Genomic DNA, 16,355 nt, shown 5'->3' with positions numbered 1-16,355 from the left:
ATCAGACCTTCTTGATCGCGGTCTTGCCGAACAGGCCGGCGGGCTTGAGCGCGAGGACCAGCAGCAACAGCACCAGGCCCGGCACGTCCTTGTAGCCGGTCGAAAGGTAGAAGCCGGTGGTGGTCTCGGCGATGCCCAGGATCAGGCCGCCGACCACCACGCCAGTACCGCTGGAAAGGCCGCCGATAATGGCGACGGCAAAGGCCTTCAGGCCCAGGACGGCGCCCATGGTGGCGCCGGTCAGGGTGAGCGGCGCGATCAGCACGCCCGCGAAGGACGCCGTCAGCGAGGACAGCGCGTACGAGAAAGTAATGACCAGGCCCGTGTTGATTCCCATCAGGCCCGCCGCATCGCGGTCGTTGGACGTGGCGACGAAGGCCTTGCCGTGTATGGACTTGCGGTTGAAGAGCTCCACCAGCAGCATCATGGCCAGCGCGCCGACCACCACCAGCAGCTCCATGGGCAGCACGTTGGCGCCGGCCACCTTGATCGGCGCCACGGGCAGCGGCGAGGGGAAAGGCAGGTCGTCGCGGCCCCAGACGTTTTCCGCGACGTTGCGGAAGATGATGCCCAGCGCGATGGTGGCCATGATCCAGCCGAATTCAGACCGCGTCTTGATGGCGGGCCGCACGGCGATGCGCTCCACCACCGCGCCCTGGATGAAACCGAAGACGCAGACGATGGGTACCATCACCCAATAGTTGACGCCCAGCCCGACCAGCGTCAGGCCCACCAGCGCGCCCAGCATCAGGGCTTCGCCCTGGCCGAAGTTCAGGGTGCCCGAGGTGGCGAACGTGAGTTGATAACCGAAGGCGATGACCGCGTAGATCATGCCCAACGCGATCCCGCTGTAGATGAGTTGCAAGAGAATCATCGGATTTTCCGCGAAGAAACCCATCCCCCGCCCTGACGGGCGGGGGCCTGCTTACTGCCTGGCTTATTGCCTGGTGTTGCTGCCTGGACTTGTTGCCGGCGCGCCTATTTCGCCGCGGCCACCGACGCGCTGGTGTTCTTCTTGCGCGGCTGGGCGGTCGCCTTGATGTCGTCCGGATAGGCGTAGACCACGCGGCCGTCCTTGACCTCGCCGAACACCACCAGGTTGGACGTAATGGCATCGTGGTCATCATGCGTGAACGGATGGTCATAGGTCATGACCACGCCTTCCACGGGCGTCTTCAGGTCTTCCAGCGCGGCACGCACCTTGGGCCCCTCGGTCGAATTGGCCTGGGTGATGGCCGCCGCCAGCAGGTAGACGGAGTCGTAGCCCTGGGCCGCCGACACCGCCGAATCGATGCGGTTGTTCTTGGGCTTGAACTTGGCCAGGTAGGCGTCGATGAAGGCCTTGCGCTTGGGCGTGTTGGGTTCCTGGATGAAGGTCTGCGGCATGCGGGCGCCCGAACCATTGGGGCCGGCGTTGTCGATGTAGTTCGCCATGGCCAGCGTCCAACTGCCGACGATGGGTACCTTCCAGCCCAGCTTCGCCATGCCGTTGGCGATCTGAGCCAGCTCGGGGCCGATACCGTAGGTCAGCACGGCCTCGGCGCCCGCTTCCTTGGACTTCAACAGCTGGGCCGTCATGTCGACGTCCTTGATGTTGAACTTCTCCGTCGCCACGGCCTTCACGCCCTTGGCGGCCAGCGCCTTCTCCAGGTCCTCGCGGCCCAGCTGGCCATAGTTGGTGGAGTCCGCCAGGATGGCGACCTTCTTGTAGCCGCTGCGGACCACGGCTTCCTCGACGATCATCGGCGCCTGGATGCTGTCGTGCGCGGCGTTGCGGAAGACGTAGTTGTCGGGATACTCGGGCGCCTTGAACTGGTGCGTGATCACGCTGCCGGTGGCGACGTTGTTGAAGACCGGGATCTTCGCATCCTGGAAGAAGCGCTGCGAGGCCAGCGCCACGCCGGTGTTGATATACCCGACGACCGCGGTGACCTGCTCCTTGTTGATCAGTTCCTGCGCGATCTGGACGCCGCGTTCGTTCTTGGCTTCGTCGTCGCGCTCGACCAGGACCAATTGGCGCCCCAGCACACCGCCCTTCTTGTTGATTTCTTCCGCCGCCAGACGCACGCCGTCGCGCATGCTCACGCCCATCGAGGAGGACCCGCCGGTATAGGGGCCGCTGACGCCGATCTTGATGGGATCGGCGGCATAGGCGCCGCCTGCGCAAGCCAGGGCCAAGGCGCCGGCGAGCAGCTTGATGCGATGATTCATTGATGTCTCCTTTATGATTTTTACTGCGTGGAACCGCGTGCTTCTCGAGACTTTCCTACCTGCTTGAATCGCTGAACTGGAACTGTCGCGCGGGCGAGCGGCGCCCTGGACGCGCGAGCGCTCGGCGTCGCGCGCCGGCCGGCGCATGTCGGTGTCTTGTCTTCCCTTCCCGTCTTTTTCTGGTCGGGCGTCTTCACGCGCGTCGTTTCCGAGGTAAGGAAAACGATGGGCGGCACCCTTGGTGTAAATGATAGTGACAGTGCGGCGAGGGCTCAATGCCGTATGCACTAGGGATTGCCCGCGTCGCCGCAAGGTTCACGTAAGTTGCGATGCAGGATGGGCGGGGATGGGACGGTCCGGCGATCCGGCGGTCCGGCGGTCCGGCGGTCCGGCGATCCGGCGATCCGGCGATCCGGCGATCCGGCGATCCGGCGATCCGGCGGTCCGGTGGTCCGAGCGGTCCCGGATGCAGCGGTCCGGGATCCGGCGGCTCGGCGTTGCGATGGTCCGGTAGCCCGGCGGGCGGGACGCCCCCCGGCGATCGAGCCCCGGAGTAGCGCCTTGCGGGCTTGTCCCGGTCAGGCCACCCGCAGCAGCAGGCGCAGCGCCATGCCGGCCATGACGACGGCGATGCCGCCGTCCAGCACCCGCCAGGTGCGCGCGTCGCGCAGCAAAGGCGCGGCCAGGCGCGCGCCGCCGCCCAGGACCAGCAGCCACAGCACGCTGGCGCACACCGCGCCCGCCGCGAAAGCCAGGCTGGCCGAACCGAAGTTGTGCGCCAAGGCACCGACCAGGGCCATGTCCAGCCAGAAATGCGGATTGAGCAGGGTGAAGGCCAGTGCGCCGAGCACCGCGCCGCGCCGGGTATGCGCCACGCGCGCGGCGGGCGCCAACCCGTCACCCGCGTGCATGGCCCGCCGCGCCGACCGCCAGGCATAGAAGGCCAGGAAAGCCGCGCCGCCCCAACCCAGCGCCGTCATCAGCCAGGGCGCCTGCTGGTCGAGCGCCCGCAGGCCCAGCGCGCTGGCGAAGATGACGACGGCGTCGGCCAGCCCGCAAACCAGCAGCACGCTGGGGAGATGCGCGCGCATCAGGCCCTGGCGCAGGATGAAGGCGCTTTGCGCGCCCACGGCAGCGAACAGGCCCAGGCCGGTGAGCAGGCCGGCAAGCCAGGCCTGTAAATCGAAAAAAGAGGTGGAAGCTATCGTAAACATGGGCGTGATTTTGCCGGGGCGCACCACATTAGTTAAGCTAATTTTTATAAGGTGTATTAAGATTTTCTAATGTCATTAACGCCCTGCCAGCATGCCGCGCTACCCGGGACACCCGGGATATCGCGGTCTCCGGGAACCCTGCCCGCGCTCATGCGACTCACCTGTCTCCCTGTCCCGATCAAATCCTTGCTTGCCCATATACAGTGAACCTCGACTATTCCCATGTGCGCGCCTTGGCGGCGGTCATCCGCGAGGGCAGCTTCGACCGCGCCGCGCAGGCGCTGAACGTCACGCCATCGGCCATTTCGCAGCGGATCCGCGCCCTGGAAGACCGCACCGGCCGGCTGCTGGTACAGCGTACGGTTCCCGCGGTGGCGACCGCCGACGGCCAAGTCCTGGTCCAGTACGCCGAACAGACCGCCTTGCTGGAGCACGATGCGCTGGCTCGGCTCGGCATCCTGGCCGACCAGATCCCGCAAGCCACCCTGCCCGTGGCGGTGAACCATGACAGCCTGGAAACCTGGTTCATGGACGCGGCCATCCGGTTTTCCAATGGCAGCCAGGCCACGCTGGACCTGCGCGCGGAAGACCAGGACCATACCGCGGCGCTGTTGCGCAACGGGACCGTGCTGGGCGCCGTCACCACGCTGTCCGAGCCGGTGCAGGGCTGCCGGCTGCATACCCTGGGCAGCATGCGCTACGTCGCCACCTGCAGTCCTGAATTCCATCGGCGCTATTTCGCCAACGGCGTCAATGCACTATCGCTGGGGCAGGCGCCGGTGCTGGTCTACAACCGCAAGGACGCGATGCAGGCTCGCTTCGCGCGCAAGATCATGGGCAAGACGCCCTGGCAACCGCCGATCTGGTGGCTGCCGTCGGCGCGCGCCTTCGTCCGCGCGTCGCTGGCGGGGCTGGGTTGGACCATGAATCCGTTGGCCCTGATCCAGCAGGAACTGGACGCCGGCACCCTGGTTCCCTTGCGTGCCCGCGCCTACGAGGACGCGCCGCTGTATTGGCAACATTGGCGGGTAAACTCTGACACCATGTCGGCCCTCACCGACGCGGTGCTCGCCGCCTCCCGCACGCTGATCCGCCGGAGCCGGGCCTGAACCTTCGGCCCCGAGTCCTGTTCGGCGCCCACCCTCTCATCAGGAGACTTATCGATGACCTTACGCAAATTCGCCCTGGCCGCCATGCTGGCGCTGGCAGCCCAAGGCGCCGCGCACGCGCACGATTTCAAGGCCGGCGCCATCGAGATCGACGATCTGTGGATGCGCGCCACGGCGCCGGGCCAGACCGTCGGCGGCGGCTACATGGAAATCGAGAACAACGGCAAGGAGGCCGACCGCCTGGTGTCGGTCAAGTCGCCCATCGCCGACAGCGTGGAGATGCACGAGACGCGTACGGAAAACGGCGTGTCCAGCATGCGTCCGACCGGTCCCGTGACGGTGGCGCCGGGCGCCGAGGTGAAATTCATGCCGGGCGGCTATCACCTGATGTTCCTCAAGCTCAAGCAGCCGTTGAAGCAGAACGATGAAGTCCCGGCCACGCTGGTGTTCGAACACGCCGGCGCGGTCGACGTGAAGTTCAAGGTCCAGGCCATCAATTACAAACCGGCGAACGGCGGCGGCATGGGCCACGACATGGGCGGGATGACAGGTATGGGCGGTATGAGCGGCATGTCGGGCATGGACCACTCGAAGACGTCGCACTGAGACCAGCCTGCGGGCGCTCACCCCTCGTCGCCGAGGATATAGGTCATCAGGGAGGGGTAGCGTTCCAGGGCTGGCCGGCAGTCCCGCAGCAGCAGCGCGACAAGGACTTTTTCGCGTATCCGTTTTTCCTCCGGACTGGACACGTCGCAGGGGCCGGCCCAGATATCCCAGTGATAATGCGTCACCGCATCGAACATGGCGTTGAGCTGGTCCCGGCTCCTGCCTTGCCGATGCAGGACCAGGCCTTGTTGGAACAGGACGGGATCCCTGCGGTATTTCCTGCGCAGGTCGCGCAGCGTGGCCGCGGTCTCCCGGTCCAACCCTTCGACCGGGAGCGGCGGCAGGGGCGTGGACACGCCCAGGAAAACCAGCAGTCGGGATCGTAGAAAAGACGCAAAGGTTTCAAGATAGGTCATGCGGGCCACCGACAGGAAGACAGGCAAGGGACAAGCGGAGTTGGATTTTTCGTATCTCCGCTGACCTAATGGTTCCTCGCCGGACCGCGCGTCAATCCAGCCGGATGCCGGCCTTGCGTATCACTTCGGACCAGCGCGCGCGCTCCTGGTCCGCGTAGGCCCGAAAGTCCGCGCCCGACATCGGCATGGGTATCACGCCCATGTCGCGCAGCTTGTCCGCCACGGCGGGCGTCGCCAGGGTACGCGCCAATTCCGCGCCCAGCTTCTTCGTCACCGCGTCCGGAAGGCCGGCGGGCCCGACCACGCCTTGCCAGGCATAGGCGGTGAAATCGCCGACGCCCTGCTCCGCCATGGTGGGCGCATCGGGCAGGATGGGCAGGCGCTGTGGCGTGGCCGTCGCCAGCACGCGCAGCTTGCCGGCCTTGACGTTGGGCAGGCCGGCGGCGAGATCGATGAACATCATGTCGACCTGGCCGCCCAGCAGGTCCTGGATGGCGGGCGCCGCGCCTTTGTAGGGCACGTGCAGCACATTGACGCCTGCGCGCTGCTTGAACAGTTCCAAGGCCAGGTGATGGGGCGACCCCGCGCCCGCCGACGCGGCGGTCAGCTTGCCCGGCTCGCGCCGGGCGGCGGCGATGACGTCGGCGACGGAATGAAACGGAGACTTCGCATTGACCGCCAGCAGCAGCGGCAGCTGGGCCAGTCCGCCGATATAGGTGAAACGTTGCGGATCGTAGGACAGCTTGGCATACAGCGCGGGGTTGTAGGCCAGGGTGCCGGAATCGGCGGTACCTATCATGTAGCCATTGGGATCGGCCTGCGCCACGGCGGTCGCGCCGATGATGGTGGCCGCCCCGGGCCGGTTCTCGACCACGATGGTCTGGCCCAGCGGCTGCTCCAGCCCGGCGGCCACCGCGCGGGCCACCACGTCCGAGCCGCCGCCGGCGGGATAGGGCACGATCCAGCGCAGGGGCTGGGTCGGCCAGTTCTGGGCGGACGCGTTGGCGGCGAGGCAGGTCAAGGCCAGCGCCAGCAGGCGCCGGATCGTGAAAGGCATGGCTGTCTCCTGATGTCGTTATGGCGGGCCCGCCGTCCACCCAGTCGCCTGTAACGCCTGCAATGCCTGCGGCGGCTACCCTGCCGCCATTATGTCCCCACGCCCCTCGTTCCGGTCAACCGGCAGCCTCGGGGGGAACCCCGAGACTTTCATGCGTTGAGCGCGGGCGGCGTCAAGCCGCCGGATAGTCGCGCGCGCCGAAGAGCGCGCTGCCGATGCGGACTTCGGTGGAGCCTTCCTCGATGGCGAGTTCGAAATCGCCGCTCATGCCCATGGACAGCCGGTCCAGGCCGCCCTGGTCGCCCTCGGTGCGCCAGGCGGCGGCCACCAGGCCGCCAGCGCGCGCGGCGTCGCGCAGCTCGCGCAGGCGGCGGAAACATGCGCGCACCGCCTGCTCGTCATCGCTGTTCACCGCCAGCGTCATCAGGCCGCGCACCCGCAGGCTGGGATGGTCCGCCGCCAGCGCGCGCAGGAAGGCCGGCAAGTCATCGCCGTCCAGCCCGAACTTGGAAGGTTCGTCCGAGGTCTTGACCTGGACCAGCACGTCCAGCACGCGGCCTGCCGGGCGCAACCGGCGATCGAGGGCCTGCGCCAGGTCCAGGCGGTCCAGCGATTGCACTTCGGCGGCCAGTGCGGCGGCATCCTTGGCCTTGTTGGTCTGCAAATGGCCGATCACCACCCAATCGATCGCGCAGTCGGCCAGGAGCGGGGCTTTTTCCCGGACCTCCTGCATCCGGTTCTCGCCAAAGCGGCGCAGTCCGCATGACGCGGCGGCGCGAATCAAATCGACGCCAAAAGTCTTGCTGACCGGCAACAGCGCCACGCCGGCGGGATCGCGCCCCACGCGGCGGCAAGCGGTATCGATGCGCGCCTGGATGGCGGCGAGGCGGGTGGCGAAGCGGGCGGCAAAAGCGTAGTCGGAGTCGGACACGGTGACCAGAGAGATGAAATGGACGAAAAACAACGTAGCGGGAACAGGCTCGGCCCATGCCGGCATCCACGGGCTCCCACAACGGAACCACGAGGGGCTTCTAGTTTAGAATCGTTCACGCCCGGTAAGCCATGTTTACCGCGGTGGTCGTGGGGCCGGTCCGCCGGCGACACGCGCGCCGCACGCCACGCCGGGATGTCGTACGCAGTCCGGCCCGCCCCCGGCGGATCATCGTCTCTTCCCCAGCGACCACCATGCCGTCCTCTACCGTGCCCGAATATGCGTTCGCGGCACCCTTCACGCACCCGCCCACCTCGCCCATCCGCCGTCTCGCGCCCTACGCCAACCGTCCCGGCACGATCTCGATGGCGGGCGGCTACCCCGCCCAGGAATTGTTCGACGTCGCCGGACTGAATGCCGCCGCCGCGAACGTGGGCACCCGGCTGGTCGATTGCCTGCAATATTCGAACATCGAGGGCCAGGCCAGCCTGCGGCACGCGCTGGCCAGGCTGTCGGCGCAGCGCGGCATTTCCTGTGACCCGGACACCGAGCTGGCCGTGACCGGCGGCTCGCAACAGGCACTGGCGCTGCTATCCCGCGTCATGCTGCAACCGGGCGACGTGGCTTTCGTCGAAAGCCCGGGCTTTCCCAACTCGGCCCAGACCATGCGCCACACGGGCGCCACGGTGCTCACCGTGCCGTCCGGCCCGGAAGGCGTGGACGTCGAGGCGCTGGCGCGCATGGCGGCCATCCACAAGCCCAAGCTGGTCAGCGTGGTCGCCACCTTCTCCAACCCCTGCGGCGCCACGCTCACGCGCGAAAAACGCCTGCGCCTGCTCGAAGTGGCCGTCGAACACCGTTTCCTGCTGGTGGAGGACGATCCCTACGGCGAGCTGCGTTTCTCCGGCGCGGCCGTGCCGCCCATCATCGCCCTGGCCACGGGCGAGGCCCGCCAGTGGACCGCCTATATCTCCAGCATGTCCAAGACCATGGCGCCGGGCCTGCGCATCGGCTGGATGATCGCCCCGGCCGAGGTGCGCCGTCGCTGTACGGGCGCCAAGGCCGCCGACGATATGGCCTGCTCGGCCTGGATCCAGGAAATCGTCGCGCAATACCTGGCCGACGGCCACTACGACCAGCACGTGCCGCGCATCCGCGCGGCCTACGGCGCGCGCTGCGCCGCCCTGGGCGATGCCCTGCGCACCCACATGGGCGACGAAATCACCTTCCTGCAACCGCAGGGCGGCATGTTCTGCTGGGCCCGGCTGACCGGGGCCATCGACAGCACCCGCCTGCTGCCCCATGCCATCGAGCACGAGATCGTCTATGTGCCGGGCAATGCGTTCTATAGCGACCCGGCGCAGGCCGACGCGCAAGCCATGCGCCTTTCCTTCGCCACCATGAACGAAGCGCAGATCACCGAAGGCATCGTGCGCCTGCGCCGCGCCTTGCGGGCCTGCGAAGCCAACGAGCCCGTCTCGATCGCGTTGGCGGCATGAGCGGCTGGCTGGCGACGCTCAGGCGCTGCCGGCCAGCAAGTCGCTGAACAGCGCCGGCGGCCCCATCTGGCCGCCCTTGAGCATCAGCTCGACGCCATCCAGGTCCTGGCCCGGGGCGTCGATACGGCACACCGCCACGCCGGGCGCCAGGACATAGGCCAGCGTCAGCGCGGCGATTCCCCAAGACTGCACGGCCAGGCTGGACGTGTCGCCGCCCGCGAACCCCACGCGCCGCAGGGGATGGCGGGCCAGCACGTCCCGCATCAGGCGTCCGCTCCCCACCGCCAGCGCCTGCGTGTAGCCCGGACGCAGGGCCGCGCCGGCGTCGGCGAAGGTCGTGTGCGCAACCACGCTGCGGCCCGTGCGCAGCGCGTCGACGATCCGCGCGACCAGGTCCGCGACGACGCTCTCGTCATGGCCTTCCCCATGGCGGGCCAGCGCCGCCGGATCGGCCTCGACGGACACGAAGCCGTCCTGCACGGACCGGTCGATCTGCGCCGCGGTCACGGGCGAGCGGCTGCCCGCCACGATAAAGGTCTGCGCCACGGCAGCCGGAGACACGCGGCCCCCCGACGCGGCGGTGGGACCGCTGGCCGCCTGCGCCTTGTCCGCGCCGCCTGCCGCCATGGATGCGGGAGATCCAGCGCCGGTCCCCGCGAGCAAGGCCTGCACCACGCCGGTCGGCCCCAGCGCCAGCAAGGGCCCGTCGCCCGGACAGCGTGCCCATAGCAGGCGGCCTATCGCCGCCAGATGCGCGGGCCGCGTCACATCGAACAGCACGGCGTCGGCGCCCTCGCGCAGCATGGCGTCCAGGCGAACATCCTGTTCGGCCTCCGGTAGTTCCAGCATTTCCGCGTCGAAGGACCACGGCCGCAGCCCCTGCCTGCCCAGGTGCACGCGCAAGTCCGCCTCGTCCATGGGCGTGACGGGATGATGGCGCATGGTGGGATGGCGATCGATGCGATGGATGCCGCCATCCTGGCCGGCGCGCGCGTACAGGTTCGCGTAGGCGCAGTACCGTCCAAGATTGGGCTGGCCACCGACGATATACGCTGGGGCGGGCGGCGCATCGGCCGTCCGCCGCAACGCCGCGCGCGCCAGCATGGCCGCATGGCCGATGCTGCCGACGTGCGGCGCGCTGTCGAAGGTGGAGCAGGTCTTGTAATGCAGCACTGCCGCGCCGGTCGCCGCCAGGCCGGAGAAAATACGCGGTAGCACGCGGTCCATCGCGGCCGGCGACAGGGATCGCGCGCTGCCCGCCACGCCTATGCAGTCCAGCGCGCCGTGACGGCGCAGGTCCTCGGCGCTGGGCACGTCCATGAACAGCGCGGCGCGCCATCCGCCCGTCACCGCCGCGGCCAGCGTGTCGGTGGAGCCGGTGAAGTCGTCGCCATAGAAGGCCACCCGGGGCCGCGCGTGCGCCAGCGCCCCGCTTGCCGTGGCGCCGGCCCCGCTACCCATAGAAAGCCAGCGCCTGCGCCAGCGCCGGCCGCTGGCGCGCGAATTCAGGCAGCGCGATGCCGGCCTCGGCGGCCTCCCAGGCATCGCGGATGCTTTGCACGCCCGCCGCCGGGCCGTCCGGATGGCCGAGGATGCCGCCGCCGGACAGGAAGATCAGGTCCTGACCGCCCAGCGCCGCGAACGTCGCCGGCACGGTGCCTGCCCATTGGCCCGAGGAAAACACCGGCATCACGGCATCGCCGCCGGCCATGGGGGCGAGACAGGCGCGCGCCGACGCCACGACGCTGTCGTCGCTTTCATAGAACTTGCCGCCCAGGCCGTTGACGTGCAGCTGGTCCACGCCGGCCAGCCGCCACAGCGCCTGGTAGGCCTGGAAATCCATGCCCAGCGCGGGATGCCGGGACATCATGGCCATGCCGTTCCGATGTCCATGCAGGGCCAGCGGCGTACCGCGCCGCAAGGCCTGGATCGCGGAGAAGCCGCACCAGTTCAGGCTGGCCATGACGCAGGTCCCGCCCGCCGCGGCCACCAGGTCGGCGTGGCGGCGCATGGCGTCCAGGTCGTCGGAGATATTGAAGGCATACATCACCTTGCGACCGGTGCGCTGGGCATGGTCGTTGATGACGCGCATGACTTCATCCACCCGTTGGGCCAGCGGCGAATGCGGAGGGTTGGCCATCACTTCGTCGTCCTTGATGAAGTCCACCCCCGCCGCGCACAGGCCCGCCACCGTACGGGCGGTGGCGGCCGGCGACATGCCGACGTTGGGCTTGATGATGGTGCCCAGGATGGGCCCGGCTGCGCGTCCCGTCAAGGCGCGGGTGCCCGCCACGCCGTGGCGCGGCGCATCGAACCGCCGCACGTAGTCGGCGGGCAGGTCCAGCGACAGCAGCTTGACGCCGGTCATCTCGCCCAGGTCATAGATATTGCCGCCGACGGTGGCCGCCAGCGTCGGCAGATTGGCGCCGACGTTGTCGATCGGAAAGGAAACGACGATGCGAGCCTGCCGGTAGGGTCCGCCCACGCCGCGACGTTCCAGGTAGGCATTGGGCAGGCTGGGCACGGCGGACTCGCCGACCTGCTCGATGGACTCGACCACGGCGCGCGAACGCGCCCGCAGGTCGTCGGTCTCGCCGGCCACGCGCACGAAGGTGCCGCTGGACTGTTCGCCAGCCAGCACCTCTGCCGCCTGCTCCAGCGGGAAAGGGGTTTCGATCAGGTAGGTGGCGCGGAAATCGGCGCGCGGGACATCATTCATGGCGTGGCCTGTACGAGCGGATGCCTGCAAGCAGGCTAAAGCGTGGAAAGATCGGGAAAGGGACGCACCGGATCCTTGCCGTCCCAGCCTATCGAGGCCTCGCGGATCAGCTTGAACAACTTGCCCTTGGGACCGGCCACCTCGGAAAGTTCGATGACGGTGCCGGGATGGGTCTCGGTCTCGTAATAGACGTAGCGGCCACGCTCGCCCACTTCGCCGCTCATGCCGACCTCCAGGCCGCGCGCCCGCAGCCGCGCCAGGTCCTCGTCGAAGTTCTCGGTCCAGTAGGCCAGATGCTGCAAGCCCGTGCGGCCGGCGTCGAGGAATGCCTTGTACATGGACGGCGCGTCATTGCGCTGCTGGATCAGCTCGATTTGCAAGGGTCCCGAATTGGCCAGCGCCACCGACACCTCAATGGGCGACGGTTCGCCCTTGTAGCGGAAATTCTTCACCGGCACGCGATCGGCGTAGTACCAGGGGCCTATGCCCAGCACTTCGCTCCAATGCTTCATTTCCTTGTGGATATCGTGCACGACGTAGCCGGCCTGCCGGACCTCGCCAAAGAATCGACTCATAGCGTTGCAACCTCGATCAGAGAAAACCCGTGGAAATCCAGGGAATGAAAGCCACCAGCAGGACGCCGACCACCAGCGCGCCCAGGTAGCCCCACATATAGGGCATGACCTCGTCCGGACTGACCTTGCTGATGGCGCAGGCGCCGTAATAGCCCACGCCGAACGGCGGCGCGAACAAGCCCACGCCCATGGAAAGAATCACCACCATCGCGTAGTGCACCTCGTTGACACCGACGGCGCGCGCGATCGGAAACAGCAAGGGGCCGAACAGCACGATGGCCGGTATGCCCTCCAGCACGCTGCCCAGGATGGTGAACGCAACGATGGACACCAGCAGGAAGCCGATGGCGCCGCCCGGCAGGCGCGCCATGACATCGGCCAGGTCGCGCGAGAAACCCGATTGGGTCAGCCCCCAGGCCATGCCCGTGGCCGCGCCGACGATGAAGATGATGGCGCCGGCCAGCGCCGCCGTATCGATCAACATGCGCGGCAGGCGCTGCCACTCGAAACGGCGGTACAGCAAGAGGCCCGCCAATACCGAATACGCGATGCCCAGGGTCGACACCTCGGTGGCCGTGGCCACGCCCTCGACCACGGCCGCGCGTATGAAGAAAGGCAGCAGCAGGGCCGGCAAGGCCACCGCCATCAGGCGCAGGATCTCGCGCGCGGGTGCGCGGCGCACCTGGGACAGGTCTTCGCCGCGGCTGCGGCGCCAGACGATGAGCGCCAGCACCAGGCCCAGCGCCGCGCCGGGCAGCAGGCCGCCGGTGAACAGGGCGGCGATGGAGACCCCGGTCACCGACCCGATGGTGATCAGCACGATGCTGGGCGGAATGGTCTCGGTCTGCGCGCCGGTGCAGGACAGCAGCGCGGCAAGGTTGCCGGGCTGGGCGCCCCGCTTCCTCATTTCGGGGAACAAGGCCGGCGCCACGGCGGCCATGTCCGCCACCTTGGACCCGGAGATGCCCGAGACCAGGTACATGGCGCCGATCAGCACATAGGACAGCCCCCCGCGCACATGGCCCAGCAGGCTGGCCAAAAAGCCGATCATCGCGCGCGCCATGCCGGTCATTTCGATCAGCAGGCCCAGGAAGATGAACATGGGCACGGCCAGCAGGATGAGATGCGACATGCCCTCGTCCATGCGGCCCACCAGCACCATCATGGGGGTATGGGTGGTCAGCGCGAGGTAGCCGAACGTGGCCAGGGCGAAGGAAAAGGCGATGGGCACGCCCAGGAAGACATTGGCCGCCACCACGCCGACGAAGAAGATGACGAGGTTGATCTTGCCCAGTCCCGCCAGCAGCGGCTGCGCCAGCACGAGCAGGCCGATGATGGCGGCCACCGCCGCCAGCGCGCCCAGCACCTGTCTCGCGCTGCCCACCCGCAGCAGGCGCAGCAGCGCGAACACCGCCATCAACCCGAAGCCGATCGGCAAGGCGGACGCGCGCCATGCATTGGAGATTTCCAGCGCCGGCGTCGTGACGATGGCCTCCTCGCTGGCGTATTCCAGCGCATGGGGAAAGACCACCAGCAGGAAGGCCAGCGAAGCGGCGATGGCCACGGTATCGAGCCAGGCGCGCGTGCCCGGCGCGCAGCGCGCCAGCAGCGCCGTCATGCGCATGTGCTCGCCGCGCCGCAACGCCACCACGGCGCCCAGCATGGACAGCCAAAGGAAAAGAATCGACGCCAGCTCGTCGCCCCATACCAGCGGCGCATGGAAAGCATAGCGGGCGATCACGCCGGCCAGCAGCACGAAGATCTCGGCGAGCACCAGGGCGGCGGCCGGGATCTCGACCGCCAGTCCGAGCAGGCGTTCGCAACGGTCGAAGAAACCGCTGGACGAGCCGATGACCGGCCTGGCGGCATACGCGGCGGCGGGCGCTTGCATGGCCTGTCCCGCCTACGCCAGCTTGCCGACGGCGCCTTCCAGCAGCCCCCAGGCCTGGTCGCCGAACTTGCCGCGCCATTCGCCATAGAAGCCGGACTGGCGCAGGGCGGCCTGGAAACTGTCGGCGGCCGGGCGATTGAACTTCAGTCCCTTGCTTTCCAGGTCGGCCTGGATGGACTGGTTCATTTTCTTCAGGTCCTCGCGCTGCAGCAAGCCGGCCTCGTTGAACGAGGTCTCCCACAGCTTCTGCAAATCGGGCGGCAGGCGCTTGAAGGCGCGGCCGTTGGCGATGAACCAATAGCCGTCCCAGATATGGTTGGTCAACGAGCAGTATTTCTGCACTTCATAAAGCTTGGCCGCCTGGATGATGGGCAGCGGATTCTCCTGCGCATCGACGATGCGGGTCTGCAAGGCCGAATAGACCTCGCTGAACTGCAGGCTGGCCGGCGCGGCCGACAAGGCCTTGAACATGGAGATGGACAGCGGGCTCACCGGCACGCGGATCTTGGTGCCGTCGAGGTCCTTGGCGCCGGCGATGGGCTTGCTGCTGGTGGTTACCTGGCGAAAGCCGTTGTCCCACATCTTCTCGAAGGCGTACAGGTTCGCCTTGGCAATGCTTTCGCGCACATGCGCGCCCAGCTTGCCGTCCATCGCCTTCCATACCTGGTCGTAATCGGAAAACGCGAACCCGACGGCATTGATGGCGGCCACCGGCACCACGGTGGCGATTACCAGCGCCGACGGCGTGAACAACTCGATGCCGCCGCTGCGCACCTGCGACAGCATGTCGGTATCGCCGCCCAGCTGGTTGTTGGGAAAGATGGCGATGTCCAGGCGGCCGTTGGACGCCTGCCTGATGTGGTCGACGGCCTGCTGCGCGCGGATGTGCAGCGGATGCGTCATCGGCAGGTTGTGCGCGTACTTGTAGGAAAACTCGGCGGCGGCGCGCGCATGGCGCGGAACGCCCAGGTACAGCGCGGGGGTGGCGGCCAACGCGCGCAGGATGGCGCGGCGGGTGGTGAGGGGCATGGATGTCTCCTTGGGGGCGCCGGCGCCGAAGTCTTCTTATGGGCGCGCCGGCAATTCAAGCTGAAATCAATGTATCGCGGCGGCTAGAATTGGAGAAACAGAAAATTTGGATCGATTATGCGATGAAAGAGATAAATCTCTCGACCCGTGATCTGCGCGCTTTCCTGGCCTTGGCGGAGCAGCGCAGCTTCACGCGCGCCGCCGTGCAATGCCATTTGTCGCAATCGGCCTTCAGCTCCCTGATCCGCGCCATCGAGGACACGCTGGGCTATCGCCTGTTCGACCGCGACACGCGCAACGTCGAATTGACCCCGCAAGGCCAGCTGCTGGAATCGTCGGTGCGCCGCATGCTCAACGACTTCGACGAAATGATCGACGACTTCCGTGGCCATGCGACCCTGAGCAAGGGCCGCGTCTCGATCGCGGCCCTGCCCTCGATCGCGGCGGGATGGCTGCCCGGCATCTTCGCGGAGTTCCGGCGACGCTATCCCGCCATCGATATCGAGCTGGCCGACGTGCTGTCGGCGCCCTCGCTGGAGCGCGTGCGCACCGGCCGCGCGGATTTCGCCCTGGCCTCGTCGGGCGTGCAGGCGCAGGACCTGGAGGCGCGCCTGCTGTGCAACGACCGCTTCCACCTGGTGTGCAAGGCGGATCATCCGCTGGCCCGCCAGCGCGAAATCAGCCTGCGCGACCTGTCCGAGGCGCCCTTCATCCATCTGGCGCGCTCGCACAGCGTGCGGCTGCAACTGGAGCGGGCTTTCCACCCCTATCCCATGAAGACGGTGATGGAGGTCGAGCAGCTGGCCACGGTCACCGGCATGATTGCCGCCGGCATCGGCATCACCGTCGTGCCGGCCTTGACGCTGTACGAATTCGAACGCCCCGACCTGGTCAGCCGGCCATTGCGGATGCCGGGGCTGGTGCGACGCATCTACCTGGTCAAGCGGCGCGGCGCCAGCCTGCCCGCGGCGGCGCAGCAGCTGTATGCATTGATGCTGGAGCGCAAGCCCAGGCGGCCGGCGGCGCGCAGCCGAGGGTGATGTCACGCTTTATGCCGCCGTGGATACCGCCGGCGAGGGCGGCATAGAGGGGGCATAA

Annotated in this window: 15 protein-coding genes; 4 read left to right on the top strand and 11 right to left on the bottom strand. The window is 67.7% G+C overall.

Going from position 1 to position 16,355, the window contains the following annotated elements:
• Nucleotide 1 precedes the first annotated feature (1 nt).
• The 3 genes from C7R54_RS18330 to C7R54_RS18320 all read right to left on the bottom strand — a co-directional run bounded on the left by C7R54_RS18330 (nt 2) and on the right by C7R54_RS18320 (nt 3,425).
• A complete protein-coding gene (locus tag C7R54_RS18330; protein ID WP_129151855.1) occupies nt 2–874 on the bottom strand; it encodes a branched-chain amino acid ABC transporter permease in 873 nt (290 codons plus the stop codon).
• A 104-nt stretch (nt 875–978) separates the two neighbouring features.
• Nucleotides 979–2,211 (bottom strand): ABC transporter substrate-binding protein, encoded by a 1,233-nt coding sequence (locus C7R54_RS18325; protein ID WP_129151854.1) that lies wholly within the window; start codon nt 2,209–2,211, stop codon nt 979–981.
• Between the two features lie 578 nt (nt 2,212–2,789).
• On the bottom strand, nt 2,790–3,425 hold the full coding sequence (locus C7R54_RS18320) for a LysE/ArgO family amino acid transporter (RefSeq protein ID WP_129151853.1): 636 nt from the start codon (nt 3,423–3,425) through the stop codon (nt 2,790–2,792).
• Nucleotides 3,426–3,628: 203 nt separating this feature from the next.
• On the opposite strand from C7R54_RS18320, the gene C7R54_RS18315 reads away from it, so the two are divergent.
• Nucleotides 3,629–4,534 (top strand): LysR family transcriptional regulator ArgP, encoded by a 906-nt coding sequence (locus tag C7R54_RS18315; RefSeq protein WP_129151852.1) that lies wholly within the window; start codon nt 3,629–3,631, stop codon nt 4,532–4,534.
• 54 nt (nt 4,535–4,588) lie between these two features.
• Nucleotides 4,589–5,140: a copper chaperone PCu(A)C gene (locus tag C7R54_RS18310; protein WP_129151851.1), complete on the top strand. Its 552-nt coding sequence runs from the start codon at nt 4,589–4,591 to the stop codon at nt 5,138–5,140.
• Between the two features lie 17 nt (nt 5,141–5,157).
• On the opposite strand, the gene C7R54_RS18305 is transcribed toward C7R54_RS18310, so the two are convergent.
• From C7R54_RS18305 to C7R54_RS18295, 3 genes are all read right to left on the bottom strand, one after another.
• Nucleotides 5,158–5,556 (bottom strand): hypothetical protein, encoded by a 399-nt coding sequence (locus C7R54_RS18305; RefSeq protein WP_129151850.1) that lies wholly within the window; start codon nt 5,554–5,556, stop codon nt 5,158–5,160.
• Nucleotides 5,557–5,647: 91 nt separating this feature from the next.
• Nucleotides 5,648–6,613 (bottom strand): Bug family tripartite tricarboxylate transporter substrate binding protein, encoded by a 966-nt coding sequence (locus tag C7R54_RS18300; RefSeq protein ID WP_129151849.1) that lies wholly within the window; start codon nt 6,611–6,613, stop codon nt 5,648–5,650.
• Between the two features lie 172 nt (nt 6,614–6,785).
• Nucleotides 6,786–7,610, bottom strand: coding sequence for a YggS family pyridoxal phosphate-dependent enzyme (locus C7R54_RS18295; protein ID WP_129151848.1), 825 nt, complete (start codon nt 7,608–7,610; stop codon nt 6,786–6,788).
• Nucleotides 7,611–7,798: 188 nt separating this feature from the next.
• Here C7R54_RS18295 and C7R54_RS18290 point away from each other — a divergent pair, with 188 nt between their 5' ends.
• Complete coding sequence (locus tag C7R54_RS18290; RefSeq protein WP_129151847.1) at nt 7,799–9,043, top strand: aminotransferase-like domain-containing protein; 1,245 nt, start codon at nt 7,799–7,801, stop codon at nt 9,041–9,043.
• Nucleotides 9,044–9,061: 18 nt separating this feature from the next.
• On the opposite strand, the gene C7R54_RS18285 is transcribed toward C7R54_RS18290, so the two are convergent.
• Genes C7R54_RS18285 through C7R54_RS18265 form a run of 5 tightly spaced genes read right to left on the bottom strand, consistent with a single transcriptional unit; the run spans nt 9,062 to nt 15,257 of the window.
• Nucleotides 9,062–10,504: a four-carbon acid sugar kinase family protein gene (locus tag C7R54_RS18285; protein ID WP_129151846.1), complete on the bottom strand. Its 1,443-nt coding sequence runs from the start codon at nt 10,502–10,504 to the stop codon at nt 9,062–9,064.
• Nucleotides 10,497–11,762 (bottom strand): ribulose-bisphosphate carboxylase large subunit family protein, encoded by a 1,266-nt coding sequence (locus tag C7R54_RS18280; RefSeq protein ID WP_129151845.1) that lies wholly within the window; start codon nt 11,760–11,762, stop codon nt 10,497–10,499. The genes C7R54_RS18285 and C7R54_RS18280 overlap by 8 nt, the downstream gene beginning before the upstream one ends.
• Nucleotides 11,763–11,797: 35 nt before the next feature.
• Entirely contained in the window at nt 11,798–12,337 is a 540-nt protein-coding gene (locus C7R54_RS18275; RefSeq protein WP_129151844.1) for a VOC family protein, read from the bottom strand.
• A gap of 16 nt (nt 12,338–12,353) precedes the next feature.
• Nucleotides 12,354–14,228 carry a TRAP transporter large permease gene (locus tag C7R54_RS18270; protein WP_129151843.1) on the bottom strand — a complete coding sequence of 625 codons (1,875 nt, stop codon included), beginning with the start codon at nt 14,226–14,228 and terminating at the stop codon, nt 12,354–12,356.
• A gap of 12 nt (nt 14,229–14,240) precedes the next feature.
• Nucleotides 14,241–15,257, bottom strand: coding sequence for a TRAP transporter substrate-binding protein (locus C7R54_RS18265; protein WP_129151842.1), 1,017 nt, complete (start codon nt 15,255–15,257; stop codon nt 14,241–14,243).
• A 122-nt stretch (nt 15,258–15,379) separates the two neighbouring features.
• Here C7R54_RS18265 and C7R54_RS18260 point away from each other — a divergent pair, with 122 nt between their 5' ends.
• Complete coding sequence (locus tag C7R54_RS18260) at nt 15,380–16,297, top strand: LysR family transcriptional regulator (RefSeq protein ID WP_192903690.1); 918 nt, start codon at nt 15,380–15,382, stop codon at nt 16,295–16,297.
• Nucleotides 16,298–16,355: the final 58 nt, after the last annotated feature.

Origin of the sequence: Achromobacter aloeverae, from assembly GCF_004121055.1 — a bacterium.
In the GTDB taxonomy this organism is placed as follows: Bacteria; Pseudomonadota; Gammaproteobacteria; order Burkholderiales; family Burkholderiaceae_B; genus Bordetella_C; species Bordetella_C aloeverae.
This window is presented reverse-complemented; position numbering and strand designations above follow the sequence as displayed.